We start from the raw sequence: 25,223 nt of genomic DNA, 5'->3' as shown, positions 1-25,223 counted from the left end.
TTCAAATTGCAGGGAAATGGTCCAGACCCCCGCTGGCCGTGTCATCGATGCTGATGCCGGCCATAGCAAACCCGCAAGCGAGTGATTTTCGCGCCTGACGGAGGAAACGATGCAGCAGATCATGATGGCAGCCAAAACGGCCAGCCGCGCTATCCTGGCGACGATGTTCCTGATGGCAGGCGCCATATCCGCCGCCCAGGCCCAGCAGGCAAACAGCCAATACTCGATGCAGGAGATCGTCGATGCCGGTCACGGCTTCTTCGGCGAAACCTCCGGCGGCCTCGCCAAGGTGGTGGAGCGCGCCTTTGAGCGCTACGGCCTGCCGAACGGCTACATTCTCGGACAGGAAGGTTCCGGCGCCTTCATTGCCGGCCTGACCTACGGGGAAGGCGAACTCAACACCAAGAATGCCGGCCAGCACAACGTCTTCTGGCAAGGCCCGTCGCTTGGTATCGACTGGGGCGGACAGGGCAGCCGGACGATGATGCTGGTCTACAACCTGCCAAGCGTGCCGTCGCTCTACAAGCGCTTCGGCGGCGTCTCCGGTTCGGCCTATGTGGTGGCCGGCGTCGGCATGACCGTGCTGACCGACGAACAGATCGTCGTCGTTCCGATCCGCACCGGCATCGGTGCCCGGCTCGGGGTCAACGTCGGCTATCTCAAGATGACCCAGAACCCAACCTGGAACCCCTTCTGATCCGCGGCATGCTTCCTTGAATCCCATCCGATTCAAGGATGAAAACATGCGGCAGTTCAGTGTGCTACAGCGACCTTTGCGCGTCTGATAAGACGCGCGGCACTGTAGACGGCGGGTCCGCTTCGGCGAAATCCCGCCTCAAATACTTGCAGCGCACGAAACGTCATGTTTAGTGCAGGGAAGTAATATGAAGCGCCTTGCCCTGACCGTTACGGTCGGGTGGGGCGTTTGCTTCCGGTCCAGCTTTGAAACGGCCAGCTCGTGATTGAATTCTCGCTCCTCTTTGCCTTGGGCTTCCTGACCGCGATCATCATCGGCCTTCTCGTCGCGCCGGCCATTCACCGCCGCATCGTGCGCTTTGCCGAGGACCGTTTGAAGGCCACCATGCCGCTCAGCCCTCAGGAAGTGCGTGCCCAGAAGGACGCCGCCCGCGCCACTTACGCTGCCGAGAACGCGCGTACCCTTCAGGCCCTGAAACGCGAGCGCGACAAGGGCGTGTCGCTGATGCTCGGCAACGAGAAGACGCTGCAGGAAGCGCGGCGCCTCAGCGGCGAGAATGCCGATCTGCATGCCCAGCTTGCCGACATGAACGTCGAGGCCGCCGACATGCGCTCGGCGATCCGCCAGTTCGAGCAGCGGCTGGAGCGCATGAAGACCTCGCTCGAAACCGTCGAACGCGACAACGCCGTCAAGGCCGAGACGATCAAGGCACTGACCAACCAACTGGCGCAACATGCGGGCGATATCGACAACCTGCGCCTCGATCTTGCCGCACGCGAAACCGAGCTCGAAAACCACAAGAGCCGGATTGCGACGCTCCGCGACGAGCGCGAGGCCCTGCGTTTGGATCTGAAGACCGAAAGCGCGCACGCCAAGGAAATGGAACTACGCCTCGCCCGTGACGACAGCCGTCTGCAACGGCTGGAGGACAAGCTCGCGCGCGAACTGGCAGCCGGTGCCGATCGCGAAAGCGCGCTCGAGCGGCGCGCCGATGAAATCGAACGATTGAAGACCAAGGTGAAAGACGTGAATCAGGACATGCGGGATGCGGCCAAGGCGCTACGTGCGGCTGGCGTGGCCTTCCCGGCGCGCAGGGACCGTCGCGCGAGCGGCAACGAGCCATCGCCGAGCGTTGCGCCCCTCACCGATCAGCCCGTCGTGCCACCCTTGGAAACCACAATGCTCTCCGATGACCTCAAGAACCGCGCAACTGCCCTGTCGGAGCGGCTGATCAACTCCAGAACCTCCGCCCATGACGACGCCTTGCGCGAGGAAGTGGCCGAAATCGCCGCCGGCATGGTGGCGCTGACCGCAACACGCGAAGGCGCTACCTCGCCGATCCCAGGCCTGCTCGCAGGCGAAGCGCCGAACGGAGCTTCAGGCCGCAAGAGCCTGGCAAAGCGGGCAAAGCAAATCCTGTCGAAAGAATAGAGCCTATCGCGCAGGCGCGTTTTTCGGCTTTGCGCAACCTGCGCAAAGCCGAAAGCCTTCGGCGCAGCAGGTGAACACCGGAAAGCGCGGTACGTTTGACGCTCAGGTCAGATCCGGTCGTTGATCAAGGCGACCTGGTGCAGCGCGATGCCGGCCGCCATCGAGACATTGAGGCTGTCGAGCCCGGGCCTCTGGCGAATGCGCGCGGTGCGGACCGATTTCAGGATGGCAGGCGGCAAACCCTCACCTTCGGTTCCGACAAGCAAGGCGGTGCGCGCCGCCGGTGGTATTCCGCCGATATCGGTTTCGCCGGCCGGCGACAGGCCCCAGATCGCAAAGCCCCCATGCTGCAGCCGTTCGATCAGCGCCGCAGCCGACCCCTCGCGCGCAAACGGCACGGTCAGCACCGAGCCGACGGAAACGCGGATCGCCTTGCGATACATCGGATCGCAGCTCGTATCGTCCATCAGCACCGCATCGACGCCAAAGGCGGCAGCATTGCGAAACAACGAACCCATATTGTCGTGATTGGAAATGCCGCAGGCGGCGAGCACAAGGCTTGAGGCGGGAAGCGAGGCGATGAGCGCGTCCCGGCCGGAGACGCCGTCCCGCCGCCCAAGCGCCAGTACGCCGCGGTGCATGTTGAAGCCGGCAATGGCGTCGAACACGGGAGCGGCCGCAACATAGACGGGCACCTCGGCGGGAAATTCCGCCAGAATAGCCTCGACGCCGGCCACCCGGCTTTCGAGAAGCAGGATAGCCTCGGCCACAAGCCCGCGGCCGGAGTGGTGCGCCGCCGCCAGCATGCGCAACACGACCGTGCCCTCGGCGATGAAGCGCCCCTGCCGCCCTGTCAGGTCGCGCTCCTTGATCGACACGAACCCGGCGATACGCGGGTCTGCCGGATCGTCGACGCGGATCGGGGACGGGGCGCTCGCAGCCATGCCGTCAGTTGGTCCTGACGGTGATGTCGGCAACGATGCGGCCGGCGGTAATGTCAAAGACGATGGCGCGCGGCTCGGCGCCCGGCAGATTGCCGTAGAACAGCACCTGCGAGCCCGACAGCGCGACGTTTGTCACCGTGAAGCCGGCCGGAAGGGCGGCGACAGCATTGACCGGCGCTTCACTCGGAACGGCGATGGCTGCCGATTGCGCCGGCGCCTTCTCGTCCGTGCGGGTCACCTTGTAGACAATCGTTGCGAGGACAGCCATAAGCATGACCAACATCACGCCTACCGAGACGAGCTGCAGCTTCACCATCTTGCGGCGGACATTTTCCATCGCCGGGTCTAGCGGCTTGTCTTCCTGGTCATCGGGCGCGGGCGCGGTCATGATTGGCCTTTTATCGGATTTAAAACGGAATGAACGACCCCTTTAAACAAGCAGCAGCCAATAGGAAAGTCCTGACGGCGGGCGAGGACGCCGCAGGGCGGCTCGATTCCTTCCTGACCGAGGCGCTTTCGGGCGAATTTTCGCGTAATCGCATCAAGAGCCTGATCGAACAGGGCGCCGTTTCGATCAACGGCAAGCCGGTGACCGAAGCGAAGAAGAAGGTCCAGCCAGGCGACCGCTTCGAGATCGACCTGCCCGAGCCGGAAGACCCGGAGCCGAAGGGCGAGGATATCCCGCTCGACGTTCTCTATGAGGACGACCATCTGATCGTCCTCGTCAAACCGGCCGGCCTCGTCGTGCATCCAGGTGCTGGCAACTGGACGGGTACGCTCGTCAATGCGCTGATCCACCATTGCGGCAACAGCCTCTCGGGCATCGGCGGGGTCAAGCGCCCCGGCATCGTGCACCGGCTCGACAAGGAAACGAGCGGCGTCATGGTCGTCGCCAAGAACGACGCGGCCCACCGCCACCTGTCGGATCAGTTTGCCGATCACGGCCGCACCGGCCCCTTGGAGCGCGCCTACCGGGCCGTCGTCTGGGGGCGTCCACGCCAGTTGAAGGGAACGATCGACGCGCCGCTCGGCCGCGCCGGCGACCGCACCAAGCGCGCCGTCAAGCGCGAGGACAGCGACGACGCCCGCGAGGCGATCACCCATTACGAAGTGGTCGAGCGCTATCTGGAAAAACCCGATGGCACCAGCCTAGCATCCACGGTCGAATGCCACCTCGAAACCGGGCGCACCCACCAGATCCGCGTGCACATGGCCCATATCGGCCATCCTCTGATCGGCGATCCGGAGTATGGCGCGGCCTTTCGCACCAAGGCCAATCTGCTGCCCGACGCGGCAAAGGCCGTCGTCAGCCAGTTCCACCGTCAGGCGCTGCATGCGTTCATGCTGCAGTTCGAACATCCGGCAACCGGCGAGACCATGCACTTCGAAGCGCCGATGCCCGACGACATGGCGGCCCTGATCGAGGCCTTGCAGGCCGCGACGTAACACAACCTCTTGAATTTTGGGCGCGGAACTCCAATCTTGACTGCGCCTCTATTCGTGATCTGTCTTGCCTCCGGCGTCACATGTTAGTGAAACCGGACTCCTTGAATCATGCTTTCGCCGTACTTATTTCATAGCCTCGTGGGGTCTTGACGAAGACCCACATGCCCGGCCTGCCGCCCGGAGGCCGGAGACTATAAAGGGGGGTGCTTCATGGCCCGAAACAATTTACCGTCCATTGCCGCTGGTGAAGGCGGCCTCAATCGTTATCTCGACGAAATCCGCAAATTCCCGATGCTCGAGCCGCAGGAAGAGTACATGCTCGCCAAGCGGTATCAGGAGCACGACGACCGCAATGCCGCTCACAAGCTCGTCACCAGCCACCTGCGCCTCGTCGCCAAGATCGCGATGGGTTATCGCGGCTATGGCCTGCCGATCGGCGAAGTCGTGTCTGAAGGCAATGTCGGCCTGATGCAGGCCGTCAAGAAATTCGAGCCCGATCGCGGCTTCCGCCTCGCGACCTACGCGATGTGGTGGATCAAGGCTGCCATCCAGGAGTACATCCTGCGCTCCTGGTCGCTGGTCAAGATGGGCACCACCGCCAACCAGAAGCGGCTGTTCTTCAACCTGCGTCGCCTCAAGGGCAAGATCCAGGCGCTCGACGAAGGCGACCTGAAGCCGGAGCACGTCAAGGAAATCGCCACCACGCTGAAGGTCAGCGAGGAAGAGGTCATCTCGATGAACCGTCGCCTGTCCGGCGATGCTTCGCTGAACGCGCCGATCAAGGCAAGCGAAGGCGAATCCGGACAATGGCAGGACTGGCTCGTCGACGACCACGACAACCAGGAACAGATCCTGATCGAGCAGGACGAGCTCGACAGCCGCAAGGCTTTGCTCGCAAACGCCATGAAGGTTCTCAACGATCGTGAACGCCGCATCTTCGAGGCACGCCGCCTCACCGAAGATCCGCTGACGCTGGAAGACCTGTCGAGCGAGTTCGATATCAGCCGCGAGCGCGTGCGTCAGATCGAAGTCAGGGCCTTTGAAAAGGTCCAGGACGCCGTCCGCAAGGCAGCGCTGGAACGTGCCCAGGCCCTGCGGGTCGTCGAAGGCGCATAATCCAGAACGGATGCAATAGAAACGAAAAACCCGGCGAGGTTCTCGCCGGGTTTTTTGTTGTCTTTCCGCTTTACCCAGTCCTGGCCTATTGCCCGGTCGCTGCCGTGCTGCCTGACGATCCCCAGGCGCGCATGGCCTGGCTGAACGCCTCGTTGCCGCTCTGCCCCTTTTCGAGCGTCAGCAGCGCGCGGCGGCCGTTGCGATAGGTCAGCGGGATGTCGATCCAGCCGCGGCTGCGCAGCAGCTCGGTGTTGTTGCCGACCGCTTCTGCAAAATCGTTGAGCGCAATCATGTGGAAGTCGTCGGTGATCTTCGCGGGCACTGCGATCAGTGCATCGCCGCGATCCTGCTCCGTCCGCTTCATCGAAACGCGCTGCACGCCGTCGATAGCGCCGCCTTCGAAGTTCTGCGGCAGCGAGAAGACGAACTCGATCACGTGGCTCGCCGGCAGCGACGGATCCGCATTGCGCTTGATCGTCATCAGGGCGGTCAAGCCACGGTCAGGCACATTGATCTGGGCCTGAATTGCCGGCTCCGGCTTGGCGTCGCCACCTGGAGATTCCTCCTTGACCGACCATGCGACCGTTCCCGGAATGGCCGTCGGAGAGGATTGGCCGAGCCGCTCCTCGTAGAGGAACATCTTTTCGCCGCTGGCGACGGCAACGTCCGGCTGAGCCGGCTGTGCGCTTGGTTGCTGGCCGGTCGCAGGCGTTCCGGCTTCAGCACCTGGCGTGGCGGCTGCATCTTCCTGCGGTCTTCCCGCTTCAGTCTGCGGTGCGACCGACTTGCCTTCCTGCGCAACGCTTTCACCGTTCACCACGGCCGGGCCGGCATCCGTCTCCGAGCCGTCAGCCAGAAGACGCTGGGTAAATTTCGTCGATGTGTTTGCAGGAACGGCCGTGTCGTCATGCGCGCCGGGCTGTTGTTGCGTGGTGGCCTCGCCAGTCTGCGCCGGGGGCGTGCTCTGTTCAACGGGCGTCTCGCCCGCGCCGGAAACAGCCGAGGTGACCGACGCCACCATGCCGGAGATCCAGGCATTGCCCGCTTCCCGGTTCTGCCAGTAGGCAAATCCGCCACCACCGAGCAAGAGCAGCAAGCCGGCGGCAATCGCCACACGTTTGACGCTGAAGCGCGAAGGCTTCGGCGTCGTGCGGTAGGAGGTTGGCCGCGAAGGGGCCGCAGCCGGCATCTCGACGCCGCGATCGGTATCCTTGGCCGTTGCAGCTCCCACTGCAGCACCTGCAGCAGTGGTCGCGCCGCCTTCCATACCCAGAAGATCGTCAATATGATCCCAGGCAGTAACGGCGCGCTCCTGCTGGCTTGCAGGCTCGGTCACGTTCGCAGCCGTCGCTGGCGCCGACTTTTCGACCGGCCACGACCAGTCGGAGATTTCGGCGTCGCTGGCCTTCGGCGCAGGGCGCTCGGTAATAGAAGCAAAGGGGTCGTCGTCGTCGAACGACCAAGACCGGCTTGCGTCCGCTTTTTGGGCCGCCGGTTCGATTTCGACAGGCTTTTCCTCAACCGGATGCATGCCGAGCAACTCCGGCGTGCCGGCGTCGTCGACCACGTCGTGCAGCCCTGCATCCAGCGAAGCGGGTGCCGGGGCCGGCTTTGTATCTTCCCAGTCGGGCAGTTCCCATTCCGAACGCGCCGGCGTTTCCGCGACAGGCTCGACAACGGGCGTATCCCAGGTCGCTTCCTGAACCGGTTCGGGTTCAGGCTCGATTGCCGTTGCAGCGGGAGCGTGATCGTAGATCGCATCCGCGATCGGCTCGGCGCTCGCGACGATTTCCTCGTCATGCGGCAGCACAGCTTCTGGCCGCTCATCCTCTACGGGAGGCTGCCAAGCAGCCTCGGCCGGTTCTTCGGTCGCCTCGACCTGTTCGGCTACGGTCTCGACATATTCAGCGGGCGCTTCGACCGGCAAGGGCTCGGCATAGACTTCCGGCTGCTCATGAACCTCGACAGGCGCATCGGCGTAGACAGCGGCGGCATCGTCAACGATTTCGGGTGCCGGTTCTTCGGCGGCGGCCGTTACCGGTTCGCTCTCAACCTCGGGCTCCGGCTCGACCGGCTCGACAGCGGTCTCTGCGACGTCGACCGGTTCCGGCTCCGCCGCAACGGGCACGACCGCGTCGACGGCTTCAGCCTCAGGCTCGACGTCGTCGATCGCCGGGAGCGCTTCAGCATATTCGCTGTCGACCTCGACGATCGCGTTTTCGAGCTTCGCCAACTGGCGATTGATCATGTCGTCCGACGGACGGGGATTCATATTCTCGAGCTGGCGACGCACGGCGGCGCGCGCCTTCTCGAAGACCTTATCCCGCATTTCAGGTGTGTTTTCCGACAGGCCGTCAACGGTCCTGCGAATAACTGCAACAAAATCCGCCATCAGAACTTTCTCATACGCTCAGGCATGTGTTTGCGATCACGACGCAATGTCAGTCCGCCGACACTAGTCCTCAAAGGGGTCCGTCACAAGTATCGTGTCGTCCCGCTCCGGGCTGGTCGAAAGAAGAGCCACCGGTGCACCGATGAGTTCTTCGACCTGGCGAACATATTTGATCGCCTGTGCCGGAAGATCTGCCCAGCTGCGTGCGCCGACAGTCGATTCCTTCCAGCCTTCAAGTGTTACATACACAGGCTTTGCCGAAGCTTGCTGCGCCTGGCTTGCCGGAAGATGATCGATCTGCTGTCCGTCGAGAGTATATCCGACGCAGATCTTCAGTTCATCGAGGCCATCGAGCACGTCGAGCTTGGTCAGCGCGATGCCGGTGATACCGTTGGCGGCAACCGACTGGCGCACCAGCGCCGCATCGAACCAGCCGCAACGGCGCTTGCGTCCGGTAACCGTGCCGAACTCGTGGCCGCGCTCGCCCAGGAACTGACCGATCTCGTCATGCAGTTCGGTCGGGAACGGTCCCTCGCCGACGCGCGTCGTGTAAGCCTTGGTGATGCCGAGGATGTAGCCGAGCGAGCCCGGCCCCATGCCCGAGCCGGCAGCGGCCTGGCCGGCAACGGTGTTCGACGAGGTGACGAACGGATACGTGCCGTGGTCGATGTCGAGCAGCGTGCCCTGGGCGCCTTCGAACAGGATGCGTGCACCCTTGCGACGCGCCTTGTCGAGCAGCACCCAGACGGTGTCCATGAACGGCAGGACCTTGTCGGCGACCGAAGACAGCTCGAGCATGATCGCATCATGGCTGATTTCCGGCTCGCCGAGGCCGCGACGCAGCGCGTTGTGGTGCGTCAGCAGGCGATCGACCTTGGCCGGCAGGGTTTCGAGATCGGCAAGGTCCATCACGCGGATCGCGCGGCGGCCGACCTTGTCTTCATAGGCCGGGCCGATGCCGCGGCGGGTGGTGCCGATCTTGGTGCCGCTGTTGGAGGCGGCATCTTCGCGGAAGCCGTCGAGTTCACGGTGCAGCGAAAGAATGAGCGTGGCATTGTCGGCAACGCGCAGGTTCTCCGGCGTGATCGTCACGCCCTGCTTGCCGAGCTTGTCGATTTCAGCGATCAACGCATGCGGGTCGATGACGACGCCGTTGCCGATGACGGCGAGCTTGCCGGGACGCACGACGCCGGACGGAAGCAGCGACAGCTTGTAGCTGACGCCGTCGATCACCAGGGTATGGCCGGCGTTGTGACCGCCCTGAAAGCGCACGACGATGTCAGCGCGCTCCGAGAGCCAATCTACAATCTTGCCTTTGCCTTCATCACCCCACTGGGATCCGACCACCACGACATTCGTCATAATTCTCTTCCTGTTGACGGGCGCAAGCGGGGTTGCGCTGTTCTCAAAACCCGCGCATCTATACTGTGTTGTCTCCGGGAAAGCGACCCCGTTATGACGGGCGTTCCGGCCTTTTTGCATGACAAGCGCGGGATTTAGCGCCTATATCTGGCGTCTCCCTCGCCCTTGCGGCCATCGATCCCCGTCATCCCAGCAGGTTGCAGCATCGTGAATTCCAGGGCCTATTTCTATCTCTGCGTCACAGCACTCTTCTGGGGCGGCAATTCCGTGGCCGGAAAAATGGCCGTCGGGCATGTCAGTCCGATGATGCTGACAACCCTTCGCTGGGTGTTTGCGCTCGTCATCATCCTCGTGGCGATGACCCCGCAGATCCGTCGCGATTGGCAGAAGATAAAGCAGCATTGGCTGCAGCTGCTGGCCTATGGCGTGATCGGCTTCACCACCTTCAACGCCCTGCTCTACTCCGCGCTGAAATATACGAGCGCGATCAACGCGGTCATCCTGCAGGCCGGCATCCCGATGCTGATCTTCCTGTTCAATTTCATGCTGTTTCGCACCCGCGCCTCGATCGCCCAGGTGATCGGCTTCACCGTGACGCTGATCGGCGTGCTGATCACCGCCGCACACGGCGAAATCGCCAGTCTCATGCAACTGGAATTCAACTTCGGCGACGCCCTGATGATTGCCGCCTGCATCGTCTATGCCGCCTACACGGTGGCACTTCGCTGGAAGCCCGCCATGCATTGGCAGAGCTTCATCGCAGCCCCCGCCTTCGGCGCGCTCATCAGCGCTATCCCGCTGCTGTTTTGGGAAATCGGCAACGGCACGGCGATCTTTCCTGATATGACCGGCTGGATCATCGTCCTCTACGCCGCCATCTTCCCATCCTTGATGTCGCAAGTGCTCTATGTGCGCGGCGTCGAGATGATCGGCGCCAATCGGGCCGGCCTGTTCATCAATGCTATTCCCGTCTTCGGCACGTTGCTGTCGGTGATGCTGATCGGCGAGACATTCCACACCTTCCATCTCATCGCCCTTCTGCTCGTGCTCGGCGGTATCGCCATTGCCGAAAAGGGGCGACCCAAGCACTGACCGTGCGCGCCTGCGTAGTGAAGCCTCGCCAATGCAATCCCTAGACCTAGGGAGGCGCCTTAAGGCTTGGTTAGCAGATGAATGTTTCTGTCCGACCCAGATTGTATTCCTGGGGCTAAGGCAGTGAAAAATATTAGAATTTCGACACGTATCTACTTATTGACGGCGATGGCGCTGATCTTCATGGCCGCAGCGATGGCCTACAAGACGCAGGTCGCCAACGCCGAAGTGAGCCAGGAGCGCCAGCAGATGCTGCGCAACGTCACCGAAGCGGCGATCTCGGCGATTGCAAGCTTCGAGGAGCAGGAGCGCAGCGGTGCGCTGCCCCGTGAGGAAGCGCAAAGCCGCGCCATCGCAGCTGTCATGGCCATGCGCTTCGGCCAGGACGGCTACTTCTTCATCAACAGCTTCGACGGCATGATGGTGGCGCACCCGCTCGCCAAGAAGTTGATCGGCACCGATATCCGCGGTCTCAAGGATGCCAACGGCAAGGCATTCAACGTCGAGCTGATCGCGCTTGCGCAAAACCCGGGCAACGGCATCGTCAACTACTATTGGGACAAGCCAGGCTCGGAGGAGCCGGTCGAGAAGTACTCCTACATCCAGGGCTTCAAGCCATGGGGCTGGGGCGTCGGCACCGGTGTTTACGCCGACGATCTCGCGGCAAAATACAATGCTTCGCTGATGATGACTTTTATCATCACCGCGATTGCCGCCATCGCCACGCTTGCCGCCGCGATGGCGATCGGCCGGTCCATCAGTCTCCCGATCAACCGGCTCAAGGACGTCATGCTCGAAGTCTCGCGCAATGAAACCCGCTCGGATGTCCCCGACACTGGCCGCCGCGACGAGATCGGCAACATGGCCGATGCGCTGGTGCTGCTGCGCGCTTCGGTGATCGAACGCAATGCGCTCGAAATCCGCCAGCGCGAGCAGCAGAAGGTGCTCGACAGCGAACGTAACGCCAACGAGGAAATGCAGCAGACGACCTCACGCACCCAGGCCCATGTGGTCAGCACCATCGGCGGTGCACTGGAACGACTTGCTAGTGGCGACCTGACAATCGACGTCCCCGAACTCGGCGTCGAATACGAAAAGCTGCGCAAGGACTTCAACACCGCAGTCGACGCGCTGCGCTCGACGGTGAGCGCGATCGCCGACTCGACCTCGGTCGTCAACGGCAACGCCAATGAGATCAGCAAGGCAGCCAACGACCTGTCGCAGCGCACCGAACAGCAGGCGGCCTCGCTTGAAGAGACTGCGGCTGCGCTCGACGAGATCACCTCGGCCGTGCAGAACTCCACCAACCGTGCCGAAGAGGCAAGCCGCATGGTGGCCGATGCCCGCAAGGGAGCCACGGCATCGAGCGAGGTCGTGCGCGACGCGATCACCGCCATGGGACGCATCGAAACCTCCTCCTCCAAGATCGGCGAGATCATCGGCGTCATCGACGATATCGCCTTCCAGACCAACCTTCTGGCGCTGAACGCAGGCGTCGAGGCCGCACGCGCCGGCGATGCCGGCAAGGGCTTTGCCGTCGTTGCCCAGGAGGTTCGCGAACTGGCGCAGCGTTCGGCAACCGCTGCCAAGGAGATCAAGGGCCTCATCACCGCATCGAGTGTCGAAGTATCCGCCGGCGTGCGCCTGGTCGAAGCGACGGGCACAGCCCTCGGCGACATCGAGCATCGGGTCAACGAGATCAACGATCGGATCGTGGCGATTGCGACCGCGGCCCGCGAACAGTCGGTCGGGCTTCGCGAGATCAACACCGCCGTCAACCAGATGGACCAGATGACGCAGCAAAACGCCGCCATGGTGGAGCAGACATCGGCTGCAAGCCAGACGCTCGCTTCCGAAAGCAGCGTTCTTGCAGGCCGGTTGGCGCATTTCACCGTCGAGGAAAAGCAGTGGCGGCCTGCGGGCCGACGCGCAGCCTGATCCGGTAACGACACAAGCAAGACGAGACAGGGGCGCCGGCCGAGCCGGCGCCCCTGTCGTTTCAGGTCAGTGCGCGTTCCATATAGACTGCATCCTCGCCGTAGCTCGCAAGCTTCGATGCCAGCCGCTCGTCCATGCGGACGGAAAATCCCTGCCGCTCCCAGAAGCCGCGCGAGCCGTTGACCGAGACCAGCGACATGGAGCGATAACCTTCCGTTCGGGCGATATCGGCAAGCAACGGCACGACATTGCCCCCTGCCCCGGACCCGCGCGTCTCAGGCAAAAGCGCCAGATCATGAATATACCAGGTGTCGGCAGCGTCCGGGATCTCGCCCAGCATCGAATTCAGCGAAGGCGGTGCGCGCCGGACCCAGGGGTGGCTCAGCACATAGCCTTGCGCGATGCCGCCGACCTCCAGCATGAAGCAGCCCTCCGGGCTTAGTTCCAGCCGATCGGCAAGAACGTGGTCGTCCTCGGGGAACGCCTCGTGCACCACCAGCTGAATTTCGGAAACCGAAACGAGGTCGGGAAGGCTGGCCTCGCGCCAGCGGAACGTCTGTCTTGCCATCGCTGCCATCAACACTTCAAACCGAAAAACGCACCGGCTTGCCCGATGCGTTCTGGTCGTTCTCGAACTTAATTCTAATCCGCTTTCAAAAAGCAGACCATTTTCTGGGGCATAGACCGGAAAATCATGGCCGATTTGCGCCCGCATGCCTTGCCCGCAAATGGGCGGACAAGACTGATTTGTCGGCGATCAATCGATGTTGAACACCAGCGGCTTTGCCTGGCGGATCGCCGCGTTGGCGCGCAGCTTGTCGAGCACGTCCTCGGAAACCGGGCCGTCGACATAGAGCAGCGCGATGGCGTCACCGGCTTCCTTCTCGCGACCGAGCTGGAAGTTGGCGATGTTGACACCGGCATTGCCGAGGGTCGTGCCGATGAAGCCGATCATGCCGGGTACGTCGGTGTTGGTGATGTAGACCATGTGGCTGCCGACATCGGCGTCGAGATTGATACCCTTGATCTGGATGAAGCGCGGCTTGCCGTCGGAAAACACCGTGCCGGCGACCGACCGCGTCTGGTTGGCAGTCTTGACCGTCAGCTTGATGTAGCCGTCGAAGACGCCGGTCTTGTCGCGCTTGACCTCGGACAGGATGACACCCTTTTCCTTGATCATGATCGGCGCCGAAACCATGTTGACGTCGGCGACCTGCGGCCGGATGAGGCCGGCGAGCACCGCGCTGGTCAGCGCCTTGGTGTTCATGCCAGCAGTCGCGCCGTCGTAAAGGATCTCGATTTCCTTGATTGCGCTTTCCGTCACCTGGCCGACGAAGGCGCCGAGCACATCGGCAAGCCGGATGAAAGGCTTCAGGATCGGTGCTTCCTCAGCGGTGATCGAGGGCATGTTGATGGCGTTGGAAACGGCACCCTTGACGAGGTAGTCCGACATCTGTTCGGCCACCTGCAGGGCAACGTTTTCCTGCGCCTCCGTGGTCGACGCGCCGAGATGCGGCGTGCAGACGACGTTCGGCAGGCCGAAGAGCGGGCTCTCGGTTGCGGGCTCGACCTCGAAGACGTCGAAGCCGGCGCCAGCAACATGACCAGACTTGATTGCGTCTGCGAGTGCCTTCTCGTCGACGAGGCCGCCACGGGCGCAATTGACGATGCGCACACCCGGCTTGGTCTTGGCGAGCGCTTCGGCATTGAGGATGCTGCGCGTCTTGTCGGTCAGCGGTACGTGCAGGGTGATGAAGTCGGCCTGGGCCAGCAGTTCATCGAGCTCGACCTTGGTGACGCCCATCTCCTCGGCGCGCTCCTTCGACAGGAACGGGTCGTAGGCGAGCACGTGCATCTTCAGGCCGATGGCGCGCGAGCAGACGATCGAGCCGATATTGCCGGCGCCGATGACGCCGAGCGTCTTGCCGGTGATCTCGACACCCATGAAGCGGGACTTCTCCCACTTGCCGGCCTGCGTCGAGGTATCGGCGGCCGGAAGCTGGCGGGCGACGGCAAAGAGCAGGGCGATAGCGTGTTCGGCTGTCGTGATCGAGTTGCCGAAAGGCGTATTCATGACGATGATACCGCGGCGCGAGGCGGCCGGGATGTCGACATTGTCCACGCCGATGCCGGCGCGGCCGATGACCTTGAGGTTGGTCGCAGCCGCGATCAGCTTTTCGGTCGCCTTGGTCGCCGAGCGAATGGCAAGGCCGTCATAGTTGCCGATGATTTCGGCAAGCTTGTCCTTGTCCTTGCCAAGCTTCGGCTGGAAATCGACTTCGACTCCACGGTCGCGGAAGATCTGGACGGCAGTTTCCGACAGTTCATCGGATACGAGAACGCGAGGTGCCATGATGGCCTCCTTGAAAAGATCAGGTCTGAACTTGAATGCGGTACAAGGGCTTCGCTCCCTTTAGGAGCGAAGCAAACGCTTGGAGTTAGGCCGCTGCCTGCGACAGCGTCGCCTTCTGGGTCTCGAAAGCCCAGGTCAGCCATGGCATCAGCGCTGCCATGTCGGATGCTTCGATCGTCGCGCCGGCCCAGATCCGGAGACCGGACGGAGCATCGCGATAATGGCCGATGTCGAACGCGACACCTTCCTTTTCGAGGAGAGCGACAACGCCCTTGGCAAAAGCCGCCTGTCCGTCGGCATCAAGCGCTGAGACGTCCTTGTCGACGATCTTCAGGCAGACCGACGTATTGGAGCGGGTCTCGTCCTTGACCGCCAGGTTGGCGATCCAGCCGTTGGCGTCGACGAAGTCGAAGATCACCTGAGCATTGGCATCGGCGCGCGCCATAAGGCCCTTGAGCCCGCCGACCTTCTCGGCCCAGACCAGCGCATCGATATAGTCCTCGACGCAGAGCATCGACGGTGTGTTGATGGTTTCGCCGGTGAAGATGCCTTCGATCAGCTTGCCGCCGGAGGTCATGCGGAAGATCTTCGGCAGCGGCCAGGCCGGCACGTAGGTCAGGAGACGCTCGACGGCGCGCGGCGAAAGAATGATGACGCCGTGGGCGCCCTCGCCACCGAGAACCTTCTGCCAGGAGAAGGTAACGACGTCGAGCTTGGCGAAATCGAGGTTCTGCGCGAAGGCGGCCGAGGTCGCGTCGCAAATGGTCAGGCCCTTGCGGTCGGCCGGGATGAAATCGGCGTTTTCGACGCGCACACCGGAGGTCGTTCCGTTCCAGGTGAAGACGACGTCCCGGTCGAAATCGACCTTGGAGAGATCGGGCAGTTCGCCGTAACCGGCTTCGAACTTGCGCACGTCGGCGAGCTTCAGCTGCTTGACCACGTCGGTCACCCAGCCGGCGCCAAAGCTTTCCCAGGCGACCATGTCGACGCCGCGCTGACCAAGCAGCGACCAGAGCGCCATTTCGACGGCGCCGGTATCGGAAGCGGGCACGATGCCGATGCGGTAATCGGCCGGCACTTCAAGAATGTCACGGGTAAGATCGATGGCCTGCTTGAGCTTCGTCTTGCCGACCTTGGCGCGGTGCGAACGACCGAGCGGAGCATCGGAGAGAGCATCGAGCGACCAACCGGGGCGCTTCGAGCAAGGGCCAGAAGAAAAATGGGTATTGTTCGGACGGAGGTCCGGCTTGGCAGGCTTCGTCATGTGCTATCCTTCCAGATAGATAGCCCTTCGTTGGGGAAGGGTGTCCCGCCGTCGGAAATATTGCGGGTCTGGAAGGAAGTCAAGCGACTTGTGTCGCAATCGAGAAAATTCATGGCGGGTTAGGCAAGATCAGCAAAGACGGGACCGCCGCCGCCGACCGATTGTTACCAGAAAGCGAACCGCAGGCCGGCTCTGATCTCGTGACGCGAAAGACCGTCATCGAAGCCCTTCGCCCCGCTCGCGCCAGCAAGCGCCTCGGCACCGAAGCCGAACATCTCGCCGTCGCCGATGTGCGAATAGCGGTAGCCGACATCGAGCTTCAGGCGATCGCTGAGGTCGTAGGAGACACCGGCCATCAGCGCATAGGTGAAGCGCCAGCTGTCGTGGCCGTCGAACGATGGGGTGGTCGGGCCGCCGGCACAGGCGCCGCCGCCGGCAACGCAGCTTTCGCTGGCAAAGGCGGTGTTCCAGCGCAGATTGGTCGCGCCGATACCGGCACCGAGATAGGGCGTGAAGCCGGCGAGCGTTCCGAAATCGACATAGGCGTTGGCCATCAGGCCCAGCGCGGAAAAATCCGCCGTCGTCGACAAGGCGCAGGACGTTCCGGCTCCCTGCCCCGCACACGGGCTTGCACCAACGGCCGAGCCGTCGAAGCGGCCCTCGAAATAGTCCGCCGTAAGATCGGCGCGCACAGTGTCGGTGATCTGGTAACCGAAGCCGATCGCGCCCGAAAGCGGCTTGTCGAAGCGCGCGTCGTCGAACGGGGTCGTGCTGTAGCTGCCGGTGCCCGCATCGAAGGTGCGGTAGAAGGGATCGCCGGCGTCGCGCCAGCCGGCATACCCGATGTCGCCACGGATGTAGAGGCCGTTGCTGCCGGTCGCCTCCTGGGCAATGGTGATTTCCGGCGCGTCGATCAGGGCCTCGTCAGCGGCAAGCGCCGCACCCGAGGCAAGCAGGCCGATACCGAACGTGGCTCCGCAGATCCCGTTTCGCCATTCCATGCCCATGCCCTTTCGCTGCAATTGCCGTCACCGGACGGGATCCACCCATCGGCTGCTTCGTTCGACGTTAACTATTGCAGACCGAGGTTAACTGTCGGTTAACCATGATCCTTAAGCCCTCGCCCATCGATGTTAACGATCTCCAGAGGTACCTGCTTGGGAACGGATGCGCTCGACCTGCCCAGCAGAACAAAAAGTGCCTCCGCAGAGCGCAGACGTTTGCGGGCGGCCTGGAACGCCTCGAAAGATGGTGGGGGCGCATAACGCGAAAAAACCCGCCGAAAAATCGACGGGTTTGTCAGCGGACCGGGGGCGGCGCGGAGCCGCCTTTGAAAGGCAATCGCTCGGCGAACTCTGTCTATTGCAGGGCGTAACGCATGCCGAGTTTGAAATCGTGCGACGTGATGTCCTTGAAGTTCATCGGGGCATTCACGACCGTGTCGTCGTAGGTGCGAATGTTGCCCGTCTTGGCATCGCCCAGATTCATATAGCTGTAGCCGAAATCCACAGTCAGCCTGTCAGTCGCCTTGTAGCCGACACCGGCATGCAGCGCCCAGGCGAAATTCCAGGAGGCATCGCTATCAGCCCAGGCGACGCCCTGCGTCGGTACGTTAATGTCCCGGAACCCGGAAATGCTGTTGCGCGAGGCACCGATACCGGCGCCGATATAGGGAACGACGCCGTTCCAGTCGGCGATATCGACATAGGCGTTGGCCATCAACAGCCATTCGGACTTGGCCCCATCATAGTCGTTTGTACCATCCCAGATGGGACCGGTGGGGCCACTGTGACCATAGCGGTCAAGTGCTGCGAAATCGGCCTTGCCGCGATACTCGACGATACCGTCCATGCGCAGCCAGTCGTTGAACTGGTAGCCAGCGCCGATGCCGACGAGTGGCGCGCTGTTGAAGCTGCCCTCGTCCACCAGTTCGTGATACTCGACCGCGCCGAACAATTCGTGCTGCAACTCACCGAGCCTCTGGTTGCTCATGCCGATATGGCCGCGCAAGTACCATCCACCTGTCGGAACAATCACTGGCGCCGGATCCTCAATATAAAGGTCAGCCGCAGTGGCCGGTGCCGCCAATGACAGCGCAACGGCAACGCCAAAAATATACTCTCTCATCTTATGACTCCATGAATATCGGCAATTCCTGGATACGGGCGAACGCCCACAGGCTCAGCGTTTCTTGCGCCAGATATCGCATGTCCCAGTTAACATTGGATTAAGCATAAGAATTTACCAGGAATCTTTACTATTCCCATTCTTCCGCCGGCTTGCTGGCGTTACAAAAAATGCCGGCCACCACAGGTGCCGGCATTTCGTTTCTACCCGTAAACCGACGTCACGATGCGCCGGCAAAGTTGCGGCTAGGCCGCGGCGTGGCGCACGCTGCCGATAACATTGATAAGCTCATCGACAATCCGTTCGACCTGGCCGCGATCGTCACCCTCGGCCATTACCCGGATCAAAGGCTCCGTGCCCGACGGACGGATCAGCAGGCGGCCGGACTTGGCAAGCTCGGCTTCGGCATCGGCGATCGCCTGGCGCACCGTTGCGTCTTCAAGCGGCTTGCCGGCGGAAACGCGCACATTCTTCAATACCTGCGGCACCGGCTCGAAGCGGTGGCATACCTCGCTCACCGCCTTGCCCAGGCGCTTGACGACTGCAAGGATCTGCAGGGCCGCCACGAGACCATCGCCGGTCGTGCCGAAGTCCGAAAGCACGATATGGCCGGACTGCTCGCCACCGACGTTCAGCCCCTCCTGGCGCATCTGCTCGACAACGTAGCGGTCTCCGACCTTGGTGCGGTGCAGCTCGATGCCACGGCCCTTGAGGTACCGTTCCAGACCGAGGTTGGACATGACCGTTGCGGCGATAGCATTGCCGCGCAGCGTGCCGTCCTCAGCCCAGCTGTCGGCGATGACGGCCATCAACTGGTCGCCGTCGATGACGGTACCGTTCTCGTCGACAATCAGAACCCGGTCGGCGTCGCCGTCGAGCGCGATGCCGATATCGGCCCGCACCTCATGCACCTTTCTGGACAGGGCTGCCGGATGGGTCGAACCGCAATCGAGATTGATGTTGACGCCATTCGGCTCGGTCCCGATCGTCACCACTTCAGCGCCGAGTTCCCAGAGGGCCTGGGGGGCGACCTTGTAGGCAGCGCCATTGGCGCAATCGATGGCAATCCGCAGGCCCTGAAGGGTGACATCGCGCGGCAGGGTGCGCTTGGCATGCTCGAGATAGCGGTAGATGTCGCCGTCGACGCGCTTGGCACGGCCGATGTCTTCCGCCTTGGCCAGCTGGCCGGACAGGTCCTGGTCGAGCAACGCCTCGATCCTGGCCTCGATATCGTCCGAGAGCTTGTAGCCATCGGGGCCGAACAGCTTGATACCATTGTCCTGGAAGGGATTGTGCGAGGCCGAAATCATCACGCCGATATCCGCGCGCAGCGAGCGCGTCAGCATGGCAACGCCCGGGGTCGGGATCGGCCCGAGCAGAAACACGTCGAGACCGGCTGCCGTGAAACCGGCAACCATGGCGTTTTCGAGCATATAGCCGGAAAGGCGCGTGTCCTTGCCGATCACTACCCGATGGCGATGGGCGCCGTTGCGGAAGATCGTGCCGACGGCGATGCCGACCCGCATCGCAAGATCCGGCGTCATCGGGAAGATGTTGGACTGGCCGCGGATACCGTCCGTGCCGAAATACTTGCGCTTCATAAGAACTCCATCGTTCTGCTGGGTCAATGCAGGCTTTGCCTGCTTTACCTGTCTGCGTGTTCCGCGACTGGGTTTCATTGACCAGACCTCATATCATTCCGGCTGTTGCCGTTGCTCCCGCGCTATAACAGCAAAACAAGGGCTGGGAGCTTTCGAATCTTCTTTGACACAAAACCAATGCAAACGGCAGCAACCGTAGCATCAGAAATCATTACATCCCGTTACCAAGTGCAATCCTGCGCCGGCGCAACAAAAAGCCGCCGCACCCTCCGGCGCGGCGGCTTTTGAGATAAGCGTCTGAACCGGAGCCGTTATTGCGGCTGCGGCTCGAACCCACCTTCGGATTCTTCGCCCTTGTTGCCGGACGAGCCCTCTTTCTTCACACCGGCGGAAGGCACGGCGGAGCCGCGGTGCGGCGGGGTGTCGTCGCCCAGGTCGCGCGCCGGCTTTTCGCCGCGGATGAGCGCCTTGATCTCGTCACCGGTCAGGGTTTCGTATTCGAGCAGCCCTTCCGCCAGCGCCACGAACTCGTGGTTCTTGTCGGTCAGGATCTTGCGGGCGGTCTCGTAGGCCTCATCGATCAGGCGACGGATTTCGTTGTCGATCTTCTGGGCGGTCGCTTCCGACACGTTCTTCTGCTGGGCGACCGAGTGGCCAAGGAACACTTCCTGCTGGTTTTCGCCGTAGGACACCTGCCCGAGCTGGTCGGAGAAGCCCCACTGCGTCACCATCGCACGGGCAAGCTTGGTTGCCTGCTCGATATCCGACGAAGCGCCGGAGGTGATGTTCTCCTTGCCGAAGGTCAGTTCTTCGGCAACGCGTCCGCCCATCATGATGGCAAGCCGCGAGACCATCCACTTGTAGCTCATGGAATAGCGGTCGCCTTCCGGCAGCTGCATCACCATGCCAAGCGCCCGTCCGCGCGGAATGATCGTCGCCTTGTGCAAGGGATCGGCCGAGGGAACGTTGAGCGCCAGGATGGCGTGACCGGCTTCGTGGTAGGCGGTCAGCTTCTTTTCGGCTTCTGTCATGGCGGAGGAGCGACGCTCCGCACCCATCATGATCTTGTCCTTGGCGTCTTCGAACTCGAGCATGGTGACGACGCGCTTGTTGCGGCGCGCAGCCATCAGGGCCGCTTCGTTGACGAGGTTCATCAGGTCGGCGCCGGAGAAGCCGGGTGTACCGCGGGCAAGAACCTTGAGATCGACGTTCGGCGCCAGCGGCACGTTGCGAACGTGCACCTTGAGGATGCGCTCGCGGCCATTGATATCGGGGTTCGGCACGACGACCTGGCGGTCGAAACGGCCCGGACGCAGAAGCGCCGGATCGAGAACGTCAGGACGGTTGGTCGCCGCGATCAGGATGATGCCTTCATTGGCTTCGAAACCGTCCATCTCGACCAGCAACTGGTTGAGCGTCTGTTCGCGCTCGTCGTTGCCACCGCCGAGACCGGCGCCACGGTGGCGACCGACGGCATCGATTTCGTCGATGAAGATGATGCAGGGTGCGTTCTTCTTGGCCTGCTCGAACATGTCGCGCACACGGCTCGCGCCGACGCCGACGAACATTTCGACGAAGTCCGAACCGGAAATGGTGAAGAACGGAACATTGGCTTCGCCGGCGACCGAACGAGCGAGCAGCGTCTTACCGGTACCGGGAGGACCGACGAGCAGCACGCCGCGCGGAATGCGTCCGCCGAGACGCTGGAACTTCTGCGGGTCGCGCAGGAATTCGACGATTTCTTCCAGATCCTGCTTGGCTTCGTCGACGCCGGCGACGTCGTCAAAGGTGACGCGGCCATGCGCTTCGGTCAGAAGCTTGGCTTTGGACTTGCCGAAGCCCATGGCGCCACGCGAACCGCCCTGCATCTGGCGCATGAAGAACAGCCAGACGCCGAGGATCAGAAGCATCGGCAGCAGCGTGCCGATATAGCTCAGGAACCCGGAGGAGCCATCGGTTTCCGGACGAACGGTCACCGTCACGTCCTTGGCTTCCAGACGCTCGGTGAGCGCGGTGTCGACCGAAGGCGCGTAGGTCTGGAACGTTGCGCCGCTTTCAGAATAGCTGCCGATGACCTTGGAGCCGGTGATCACGACTTCCTTGACGCGGCTTGCATCGACGTCCTTGAGGAACTGCGAGAACGGAATCTCACGCGAGCCGGTGCGCTCGGTCGGCTGCTGAAACATGCTAAACAGCGCGATCAGCAAAAGCGCTATGATTGCCCAGAGGGCAAAATTACGAAAATTAGGGTTCATCGAACTCCCCGGAACCTGTCACGACCCGCACATTTCGCCGGGCCGCTTTCTTGCCCCTAACATAGGGTTCTGGCGACGCCTTGCCAAGGCAAACCGCCAACTACCGTTCCATTTCTGTCAACAGATCGTGAACCGGCGACCGAACATAGGGCTGACGCCCGAACAATCCGGCAATCATGTCTGCCATGATCAGGTCGAAACCCGGCAAAAAGGTGTCGTAGGGGCAAATGCGCGGCTCGACGTCGGCGTTCGCGACGCAATTGTCGTCTGTGGATACAACATGCGGCGCGGAAAGCGATGCCCGCCTGGCAACGCCCGGTGGCACTCCTGCGGCAATAAGTCTCTGCTGTTGCAGCCCGCGATCGTCGCGAACACCGACCTTCACCAGACCATTTCCGACATTCCGAACGGCAAAGCGGCCATCCCAGATGCTGGCTTCGCCCGGCCCCAGGGTGAGAAACGGAAGATCGCGCGCCTCGCGATAGAGGTAGAGACCCGTCCCGCGCCTGTCGAAAACGACCCGTCCTGCGGTCAGCCGCCCCAACTCGCTGCGCTCAAGGAACGCCATCACGCGCTCAGCGGTGTCGGCGGCCAAGGGATGCGTTCGTCCGCCGACGACACCGGCCATTGTCAAGAGCGCGCGCCGGCAGTCGATATCGGCGCATGTTCCGACGGCAGTTTCGGCAATGCTCACGACAAGGTTCTCATGAACGCGCGCATGAAGCCTCAACCACTCAGCCGCTTTGACCGAGGAGCGCGCGCGCGATGCGGCGTCCCATGTGGTAGCCGCCTCAGCGCCCGTTTCAGCGAGGTGCTTACGGGTCCGCACCCGTTCGAAATGCATGTTCGCGTTGCTTGGATCGTCAAACCAGCCCACGCCCTCCGCCGCAAGAAAGGCCCTGACATCGGCGCGACGCAGCCCGAGGAAGGGGCGCAACACCCAGAAGCGCCTGTCGTAGAGCACGTCGGCCGCCATTCCTGCGGCGCCGGGCCCCTGTCCGCGCTCGGACCGCATCAGGATCGTCTCGCGCTGATCATCCAGCGTGTGGCCGGTGACGATGCAGGTGGCACCGAGTTCATCGGCAGCGGCGGCCAACAGCTGATAGCGCTTTTCGCGTGCGGCGGCCTGAATTCCTGCCGTAGGCTTTTCGCCGTCCCAGGGTTTGACGATATGCGTGATGCCGAGCCTGGCGCAAAAGCAGGCCACAGCCTCCGCTTCAGCGGCGGAGCCCGCCCTCAAGGCGTGGTCGACCGTGCAGGCTGCAAGAGAAAAATCGGTTTTGCCGGATGCCTCGATCGCCTGGGATAGGGCGAGAAGCAGTCCCTTGGAATCGCTGCCACCGGACACGGCTACGAGCACTCGGGCAGGCCGATGGAGGGATGAAAGAAATCGTTTCGCCGTCTCGAGAACGGCCAGGCTGGCCTGCGTCTCAGCAGCCAAAGCGGCTTTGCTCGCTCGTCACCTTGGCGCGCACGGCCGGTGAGGCCTTCGGGTAGCGCTTGTTGACCTCGCGCAACGTGGCGCAGGCGGTTTCCTTGTTGTCGAGAGCGCCGAGCGACATGCCGAGCTTCAAGAGCATTTCCGGAGCCTTCGGTGATTTGGCGTGCGCTTGGTGCGCATTCAGGAACGTCTTGGCCGCGTCGCTGTACTTGCCCTGCGAATACTGCGCCTCGCCCATCCAGAAGCTGGCATCGGCCGCCTTCTCGCCTTGCGGGAAAACGTCGAGATAGTCGCGGAACTCCTGTTCGGCGGTGCTGTAGTCGCCGGACAGCACGTGTCCATAGGCCGACTGATAGAGATCGCCGGGATTGTCGAGCGCTGCAGTCTGCTGCTCGCTGTCCGGGTTGGCGTTGAGCCCGCCGTTGTCGCCCGGAAGGGCCACGCCGGTGTCGACGCCGGGCGGCGTTGCGTTGGCGCCAGGCTGGGCGTCGGTCGTGGTCGAAATCGGATTGCCGCTCTCGTCGAAGACGATCTGGCCAAGCGTCGTTGGAGGCGCGGCACCGGTTGCGCCCTGATCGGCGCCCGATGCGGCCATGCCGGTGCCCGGATCGGCAGGCGCCATCGTCTGGCTATCCGTCACCCCCGGGGTGACGGACGCCTGATCGCTGGACTTCGGCGTCTGCAATGCGCCGCTCTTCTTGGGGGAGGCCTTGCCGCTTTCCAGATCCTGGAAGCGGAACTCGTTGTCCTCCTGGAACTTCCGGATCTGCTCCTGCATCTGCAGAAGCTGGAAGCTCATTTCTTCGATACGCCCGTTGAGCGAGCGGATCTGTTCTTCAAGCTGGCCGATCCGCGTGGTCTCGGACGCCTGTACCTTCACGACGGGAAGACTGTGCGAGCCTGCCGTGTCGGCCTGTGTCGTTCGGGCCAGGAGCCCGGAAAGCGGCATGGCATTTACCGTCTGGCCAAGGCCCGAAAGGGCCGCGAGACCAAGCAGTCCAGCCACGACAAATTTCTTCATGTCTTTGTCCTGTTCGAATACCGGTTTTCCCACCCTGGAATCGGGGCCCGCAATACATCTCGCCGATTCATCTGGATGATTGCCGCACAGTTTTCCAATTACCCTGAAAAAGCAACGGAGTTCGGCCAAAGTGTGGTAAAAAAGCAAAGGGCGGCACAAGGCCGCCCTTATAATTTAGCGATGCGTGATCGGAAGATCACATGCCGGCGCCACCGAGAACGGTCACTGCACGGCGGTTCTGCGACCAGCACGAGATATCGTCGCAAACGGCGACCGGCTTTTCCTTGCCGTAGGAAATCGTCTTCAGGCGGTTGGCCGGAACGCCGCGCGAGATCAGATAATCCTTGGTGGAAGCAGCGCGGCGTGCGCCGAGTGCCAGGTTGTATTCGCGGGTGCCGCGCTCGTCGGCATGACCTTCGATGGTGACGGCATAGTTCGGATACTTGGCAAGCCACTGAGCCTGACGGTCAAGCGTCTGCTGGGCGTCGGCGCGAACCGAAGTCGAGTCCGTGTCGAAGAAGATGCGGTCGCCGACATTGACGGTGAAGTCCTGCTGCGAACCGGGCGTTGCCGAACCGGCGCCGCCGAGGCCAAGCTCGCCGGCACTGCCCGGAAGGTTCTTCTTCGACGCGCAGCCAGCGATGGCAAGGGTCATGACAAGTGCGATCATGACCGGGTTGCGAGCGATGGTCTGCATGCGGCCTGCGGCCGGGGTGTCAATTCGGCTCATGCGCCGGTCTCCT

Annotated in this window: 20 protein-coding genes; 6 read left to right on the top strand and 14 right to left on the bottom strand. The window is 62.5% G+C overall.

What is annotated here, in order from left to right:
* Positions 1 to 109: 109 nt before the first annotated feature.
* Positions 110 to 697, top strand: coding sequence for a DUF1134 domain-containing protein (locus AC07UR_RS26145; protein ID WP_173423565.1), 588 nt, complete (start codon positions 110 to 112; stop codon positions 695 to 697).
* Between the two features lie 261 nt (positions 698 to 958).
* Entirely contained in the window at positions 959 to 2,128 is a 1,170-nt protein-coding gene (locus tag AC07UR_RS26140; RefSeq protein WP_209791689.1) for a coiled-coil domain-containing protein, read from the top strand.
* A gap of 107 nt (positions 2,129 to 2,235) precedes the next feature.
* Here the strand turns inward: AC07UR_RS26140 and AC07UR_RS26135 are convergent, their stop codons facing one another.
* Positions 2,236 to 3,072: a TrmH family RNA methyltransferase gene (locus tag AC07UR_RS26135; RefSeq protein WP_209791687.1), complete on the bottom strand. Its 837-nt coding sequence runs from the start codon at positions 3,070 to 3,072 to the stop codon at positions 2,236 to 2,238.
* Positions 3,073 to 3,076: 4 nt separating this feature from the next.
* Positions 3,077 to 3,460, bottom strand: coding sequence for a hypothetical protein (locus AC07UR_RS26130; protein WP_173423568.1), 384 nt, complete (start codon positions 3,458 to 3,460; stop codon positions 3,077 to 3,079).
* Between the two features lie 29 nt (positions 3,461 to 3,489).
* On the opposite strand from AC07UR_RS26130, the gene AC07UR_RS26125 reads away from it, so the two are divergent.
* Together AC07UR_RS26125 and rpoH are read left to right on the top strand one after the other, a co-directional pair.
* A complete protein-coding gene (locus AC07UR_RS26125) occupies positions 3,490 to 4,518 on the top strand; it encodes an RluA family pseudouridine synthase (protein WP_173423569.1) in 1,029 nt (342 codons plus the stop codon).
* 210 nt (positions 4,519 to 4,728) lie between these two features.
* Complete coding sequence (gene rpoH / locus AC07UR_RS26120; RefSeq protein WP_077500721.1) at positions 4,729 to 5,634, top strand: RNA polymerase sigma factor RpoH; 906 nt, start codon at positions 4,729 to 4,731, stop codon at positions 5,632 to 5,634.
* 85 nt (positions 5,635 to 5,719) lie between these two features.
* Here the strand turns inward: rpoH and AC07UR_RS26115 are convergent, their stop codons facing one another.
* Positions 5,720 to 8,026, bottom strand: a complete 2,307-nt coding sequence (locus AC07UR_RS26115) for a hypothetical protein (RefSeq protein ID WP_209791686.1) — start codon at positions 8,024 to 8,026, stop codon at positions 5,720 to 5,722.
* A 63-nt stretch (positions 8,027 to 8,089) separates the two neighbouring features.
* Positions 8,090 to 9,388 carry an adenylosuccinate synthase gene (locus AC07UR_RS26110; protein WP_173423571.1) on the bottom strand — a complete coding sequence of 433 codons (1,299 nt, stop codon included), beginning with the start codon at positions 9,386 to 9,388 and terminating at the stop codon, positions 8,090 to 8,092.
* 207 nt (positions 9,389 to 9,595) lie between these two features.
* Between AC07UR_RS26110 and AC07UR_RS26105 the strand changes: the two genes are divergently transcribed.
* Both AC07UR_RS26105 and AC07UR_RS26100 read left to right on the top strand, forming a co-directional pair.
* A complete protein-coding gene (locus AC07UR_RS26105) occupies positions 9,596 to 10,480 on the top strand; it encodes a DMT family transporter (RefSeq protein WP_209791684.1) in 885 nt (294 codons plus the stop codon).
* A gap of 123 nt (positions 10,481 to 10,603) precedes the next feature.
* A complete protein-coding gene (locus AC07UR_RS26100; protein WP_173423573.1) occupies positions 10,604 to 12,418 on the top strand; it encodes a methyl-accepting chemotaxis protein in 1,815 nt (604 codons plus the stop codon).
* A 61-nt stretch (positions 12,419 to 12,479) separates the two neighbouring features.
* Here the strand turns inward: AC07UR_RS26100 and AC07UR_RS26095 are convergent, their stop codons facing one another.
* The 10 genes from AC07UR_RS26095 to pal all read right to left on the bottom strand — a co-directional run bounded on the left by AC07UR_RS26095 (position 12,480) and on the right by pal (position 25,210).
* Positions 12,480 to 12,986, bottom strand: coding sequence for a GNAT family N-acetyltransferase (locus AC07UR_RS26095; protein ID WP_209791682.1), 507 nt, complete (start codon positions 12,984 to 12,986; stop codon positions 12,480 to 12,482).
* Between the two features lie 189 nt (positions 12,987 to 13,175).
* Positions 13,176 to 14,771, bottom strand: a complete 1,596-nt coding sequence (serA, locus tag AC07UR_RS26090; RefSeq protein WP_209791680.1) for a phosphoglycerate dehydrogenase — start codon at positions 14,769 to 14,771, stop codon at positions 13,176 to 13,178.
* An 85-nt stretch (positions 14,772 to 14,856) separates the two neighbouring features.
* Entirely contained in the window at positions 14,857 to 16,035 is a 1,179-nt protein-coding gene (locus tag AC07UR_RS26085) for a phosphoserine transaminase (protein ID WP_209791678.1), read from the bottom strand.
* A 164-nt stretch (positions 16,036 to 16,199) separates the two neighbouring features.
* Positions 16,200 to 17,036 (bottom strand): outer membrane protein, encoded by an 837-nt coding sequence (locus tag AC07UR_RS26080; RefSeq protein WP_209791676.1) that lies wholly within the window; start codon positions 17,034 to 17,036, stop codon positions 16,200 to 16,202.
* Between the two features lie 358 nt (positions 17,037 to 17,394).
* On the bottom strand, positions 17,395 to 18,162 hold the full coding sequence (locus tag AC07UR_RS26075) for an outer membrane protein (protein ID WP_209791675.1): 768 nt from the start codon (positions 18,160 to 18,162) through the stop codon (positions 17,395 to 17,397).
* A gap of 245 nt (positions 18,163 to 18,407) precedes the next feature.
* The gene (gene glmM / locus AC07UR_RS26070; protein WP_209791672.1) at positions 18,408 to 19,763 is read right to left on the bottom strand and encodes a phosphoglucosamine mutase; all 1,356 of its coding nucleotides are present in this window, start codon (positions 19,761 to 19,763) and stop codon (positions 18,408 to 18,410) included.
* Between the two features lie 311 nt (positions 19,764 to 20,074).
* Positions 20,075 to 22,018 carry an ATP-dependent zinc metalloprotease FtsH gene (gene ftsH / locus AC07UR_RS26065; RefSeq protein WP_173423580.1) on the bottom strand — a complete coding sequence of 648 codons (1,944 nt, stop codon included), beginning with the start codon at positions 22,016 to 22,018 and terminating at the stop codon, positions 20,075 to 20,077.
* A 100-nt stretch (positions 22,019 to 22,118) separates the two neighbouring features.
* Positions 22,119 to 23,435 carry a tRNA lysidine(34) synthetase TilS gene (tilS, locus tag AC07UR_RS26060; RefSeq protein WP_209791755.1) on the bottom strand — a complete coding sequence of 439 codons (1,317 nt, stop codon included), beginning with the start codon at positions 23,433 to 23,435 and terminating at the stop codon, positions 22,119 to 22,121.
* 13 nt (positions 23,436 to 23,448) lie between these two features.
* Entirely contained in the window at positions 23,449 to 24,480 is a 1,032-nt protein-coding gene (gene ybgF / locus AC07UR_RS26055) for a tol-pal system protein YbgF (RefSeq protein ID WP_173423581.1), read from the bottom strand.
* Between the two features lie 196 nt (positions 24,481 to 24,676).
* The gene (pal, locus tag AC07UR_RS26050) at positions 24,677 to 25,210 is read right to left on the bottom strand and encodes a peptidoglycan-associated lipoprotein Pal (protein ID WP_173423582.1); all 534 of its coding nucleotides are present in this window, start codon (positions 25,208 to 25,210) and stop codon (positions 24,677 to 24,679) included.
* Positions 25,211 to 25,223 lie beyond the last annotated feature (13 nt).

The sequence above is a fragment of the Ensifer sp. GW821-FHT05G01 genome (genome assembly GCF_059419585.1).
This window is presented reverse-complemented; position numbering and strand designations above follow the sequence as displayed.

Excerpts from the sequence above, each read along its gene's own strand:
- AC07UR_RS26130 (WP_173423568.1), bottom strand. The coding sequence starts at position 3,460 with ATGACCGCGCCCGCGCCCGATGACCAGGAAGACAAGCCGCTAGACCCG.
- rpoH (WP_077500721.1), top strand. The coding sequence starts at position 4,729 with ATGGCCCGAAACAATTTACCGTCCATTGCCGCTGGTGAAGGCGGCCTC.
- AC07UR_RS26115 (WP_209791686.1), bottom strand. The coding sequence starts at position 8,026 with ATGGCGGATTTTGTTGCAGTTATTCGCAGGACCGTTGACGGCCTGTCG.
- serA (WP_209791680.1), bottom strand. The coding sequence starts at position 14,771 with ATGGCACCTCGCGTTCTCGTATCCGATGAACTGTCGGAAACTGCCGTC.
- pal (WP_173423582.1), bottom strand. The coding sequence starts at position 25,210 with ATGAGCCGAATTGACACCCCGGCCGCAGGCCGCATGCAGACCATCGCT.
- AC07UR_RS26080 (WP_209791676.1), bottom strand. The coding sequence starts at position 17,036 with ATGGAATGGCGAAACGGGATCTGCGGAGCCACGTTCGGTATCGGCCTG.
- glmM (WP_209791672.1), bottom strand. The coding sequence starts at position 19,763 with ATGAAGCGCAAGTATTTCGGCACGGACGGTATCCGCGGCCAGTCCAAC.
- AC07UR_RS26135 (WP_209791687.1), bottom strand. The coding sequence starts at position 3,072 with ATGGCTGCGAGCGCCCCGTCCCCGATCCGCGTCGACGATCCGGCAGAC.
- AC07UR_RS26145 (WP_173423565.1), top strand. The coding sequence starts at position 110 with ATGCAGCAGATCATGATGGCAGCCAAAACGGCCAGCCGCGCTATCCTG.
- AC07UR_RS26085 (WP_209791678.1), bottom strand. The coding sequence starts at position 16,035 with ATGACGAAGCCTGCCAAGCCGGACCTCCGTCCGAACAATACCCATTTT.
- AC07UR_RS26125 (WP_173423569.1), top strand. The coding sequence starts at position 3,490 with ATGAACGACCCCTTTAAACAAGCAGCAGCCAATAGGAAAGTCCTGACG.
- ftsH (WP_173423580.1), bottom strand. The coding sequence starts at position 22,018 with ATGAACCCTAATTTTCGTAATTTTGCCCTCTGGGCAATCATAGCGCTT.
- AC07UR_RS26110 (WP_173423571.1), bottom strand. The coding sequence starts at position 9,388 with ATGACGAATGTCGTGGTGGTCGGATCCCAGTGGGGTGATGAAGGCAAA.
- AC07UR_RS26095 (WP_209791682.1), bottom strand. The coding sequence starts at position 12,986 with ATGGCAAGACAGACGTTCCGCTGGCGCGAGGCCAGCCTTCCCGACCTC.
- ybgF (WP_173423581.1), bottom strand. The coding sequence starts at position 24,480 with ATGAAGAAATTTGTCGTGGCTGGACTGCTTGGTCTCGCGGCCCTTTCG.
- AC07UR_RS26075 (WP_209791675.1), bottom strand. The coding sequence starts at position 18,162 with ATGAGAGAGTATATTTTTGGCGTTGCCGTTGCGCTGTCATTGGCGGCA.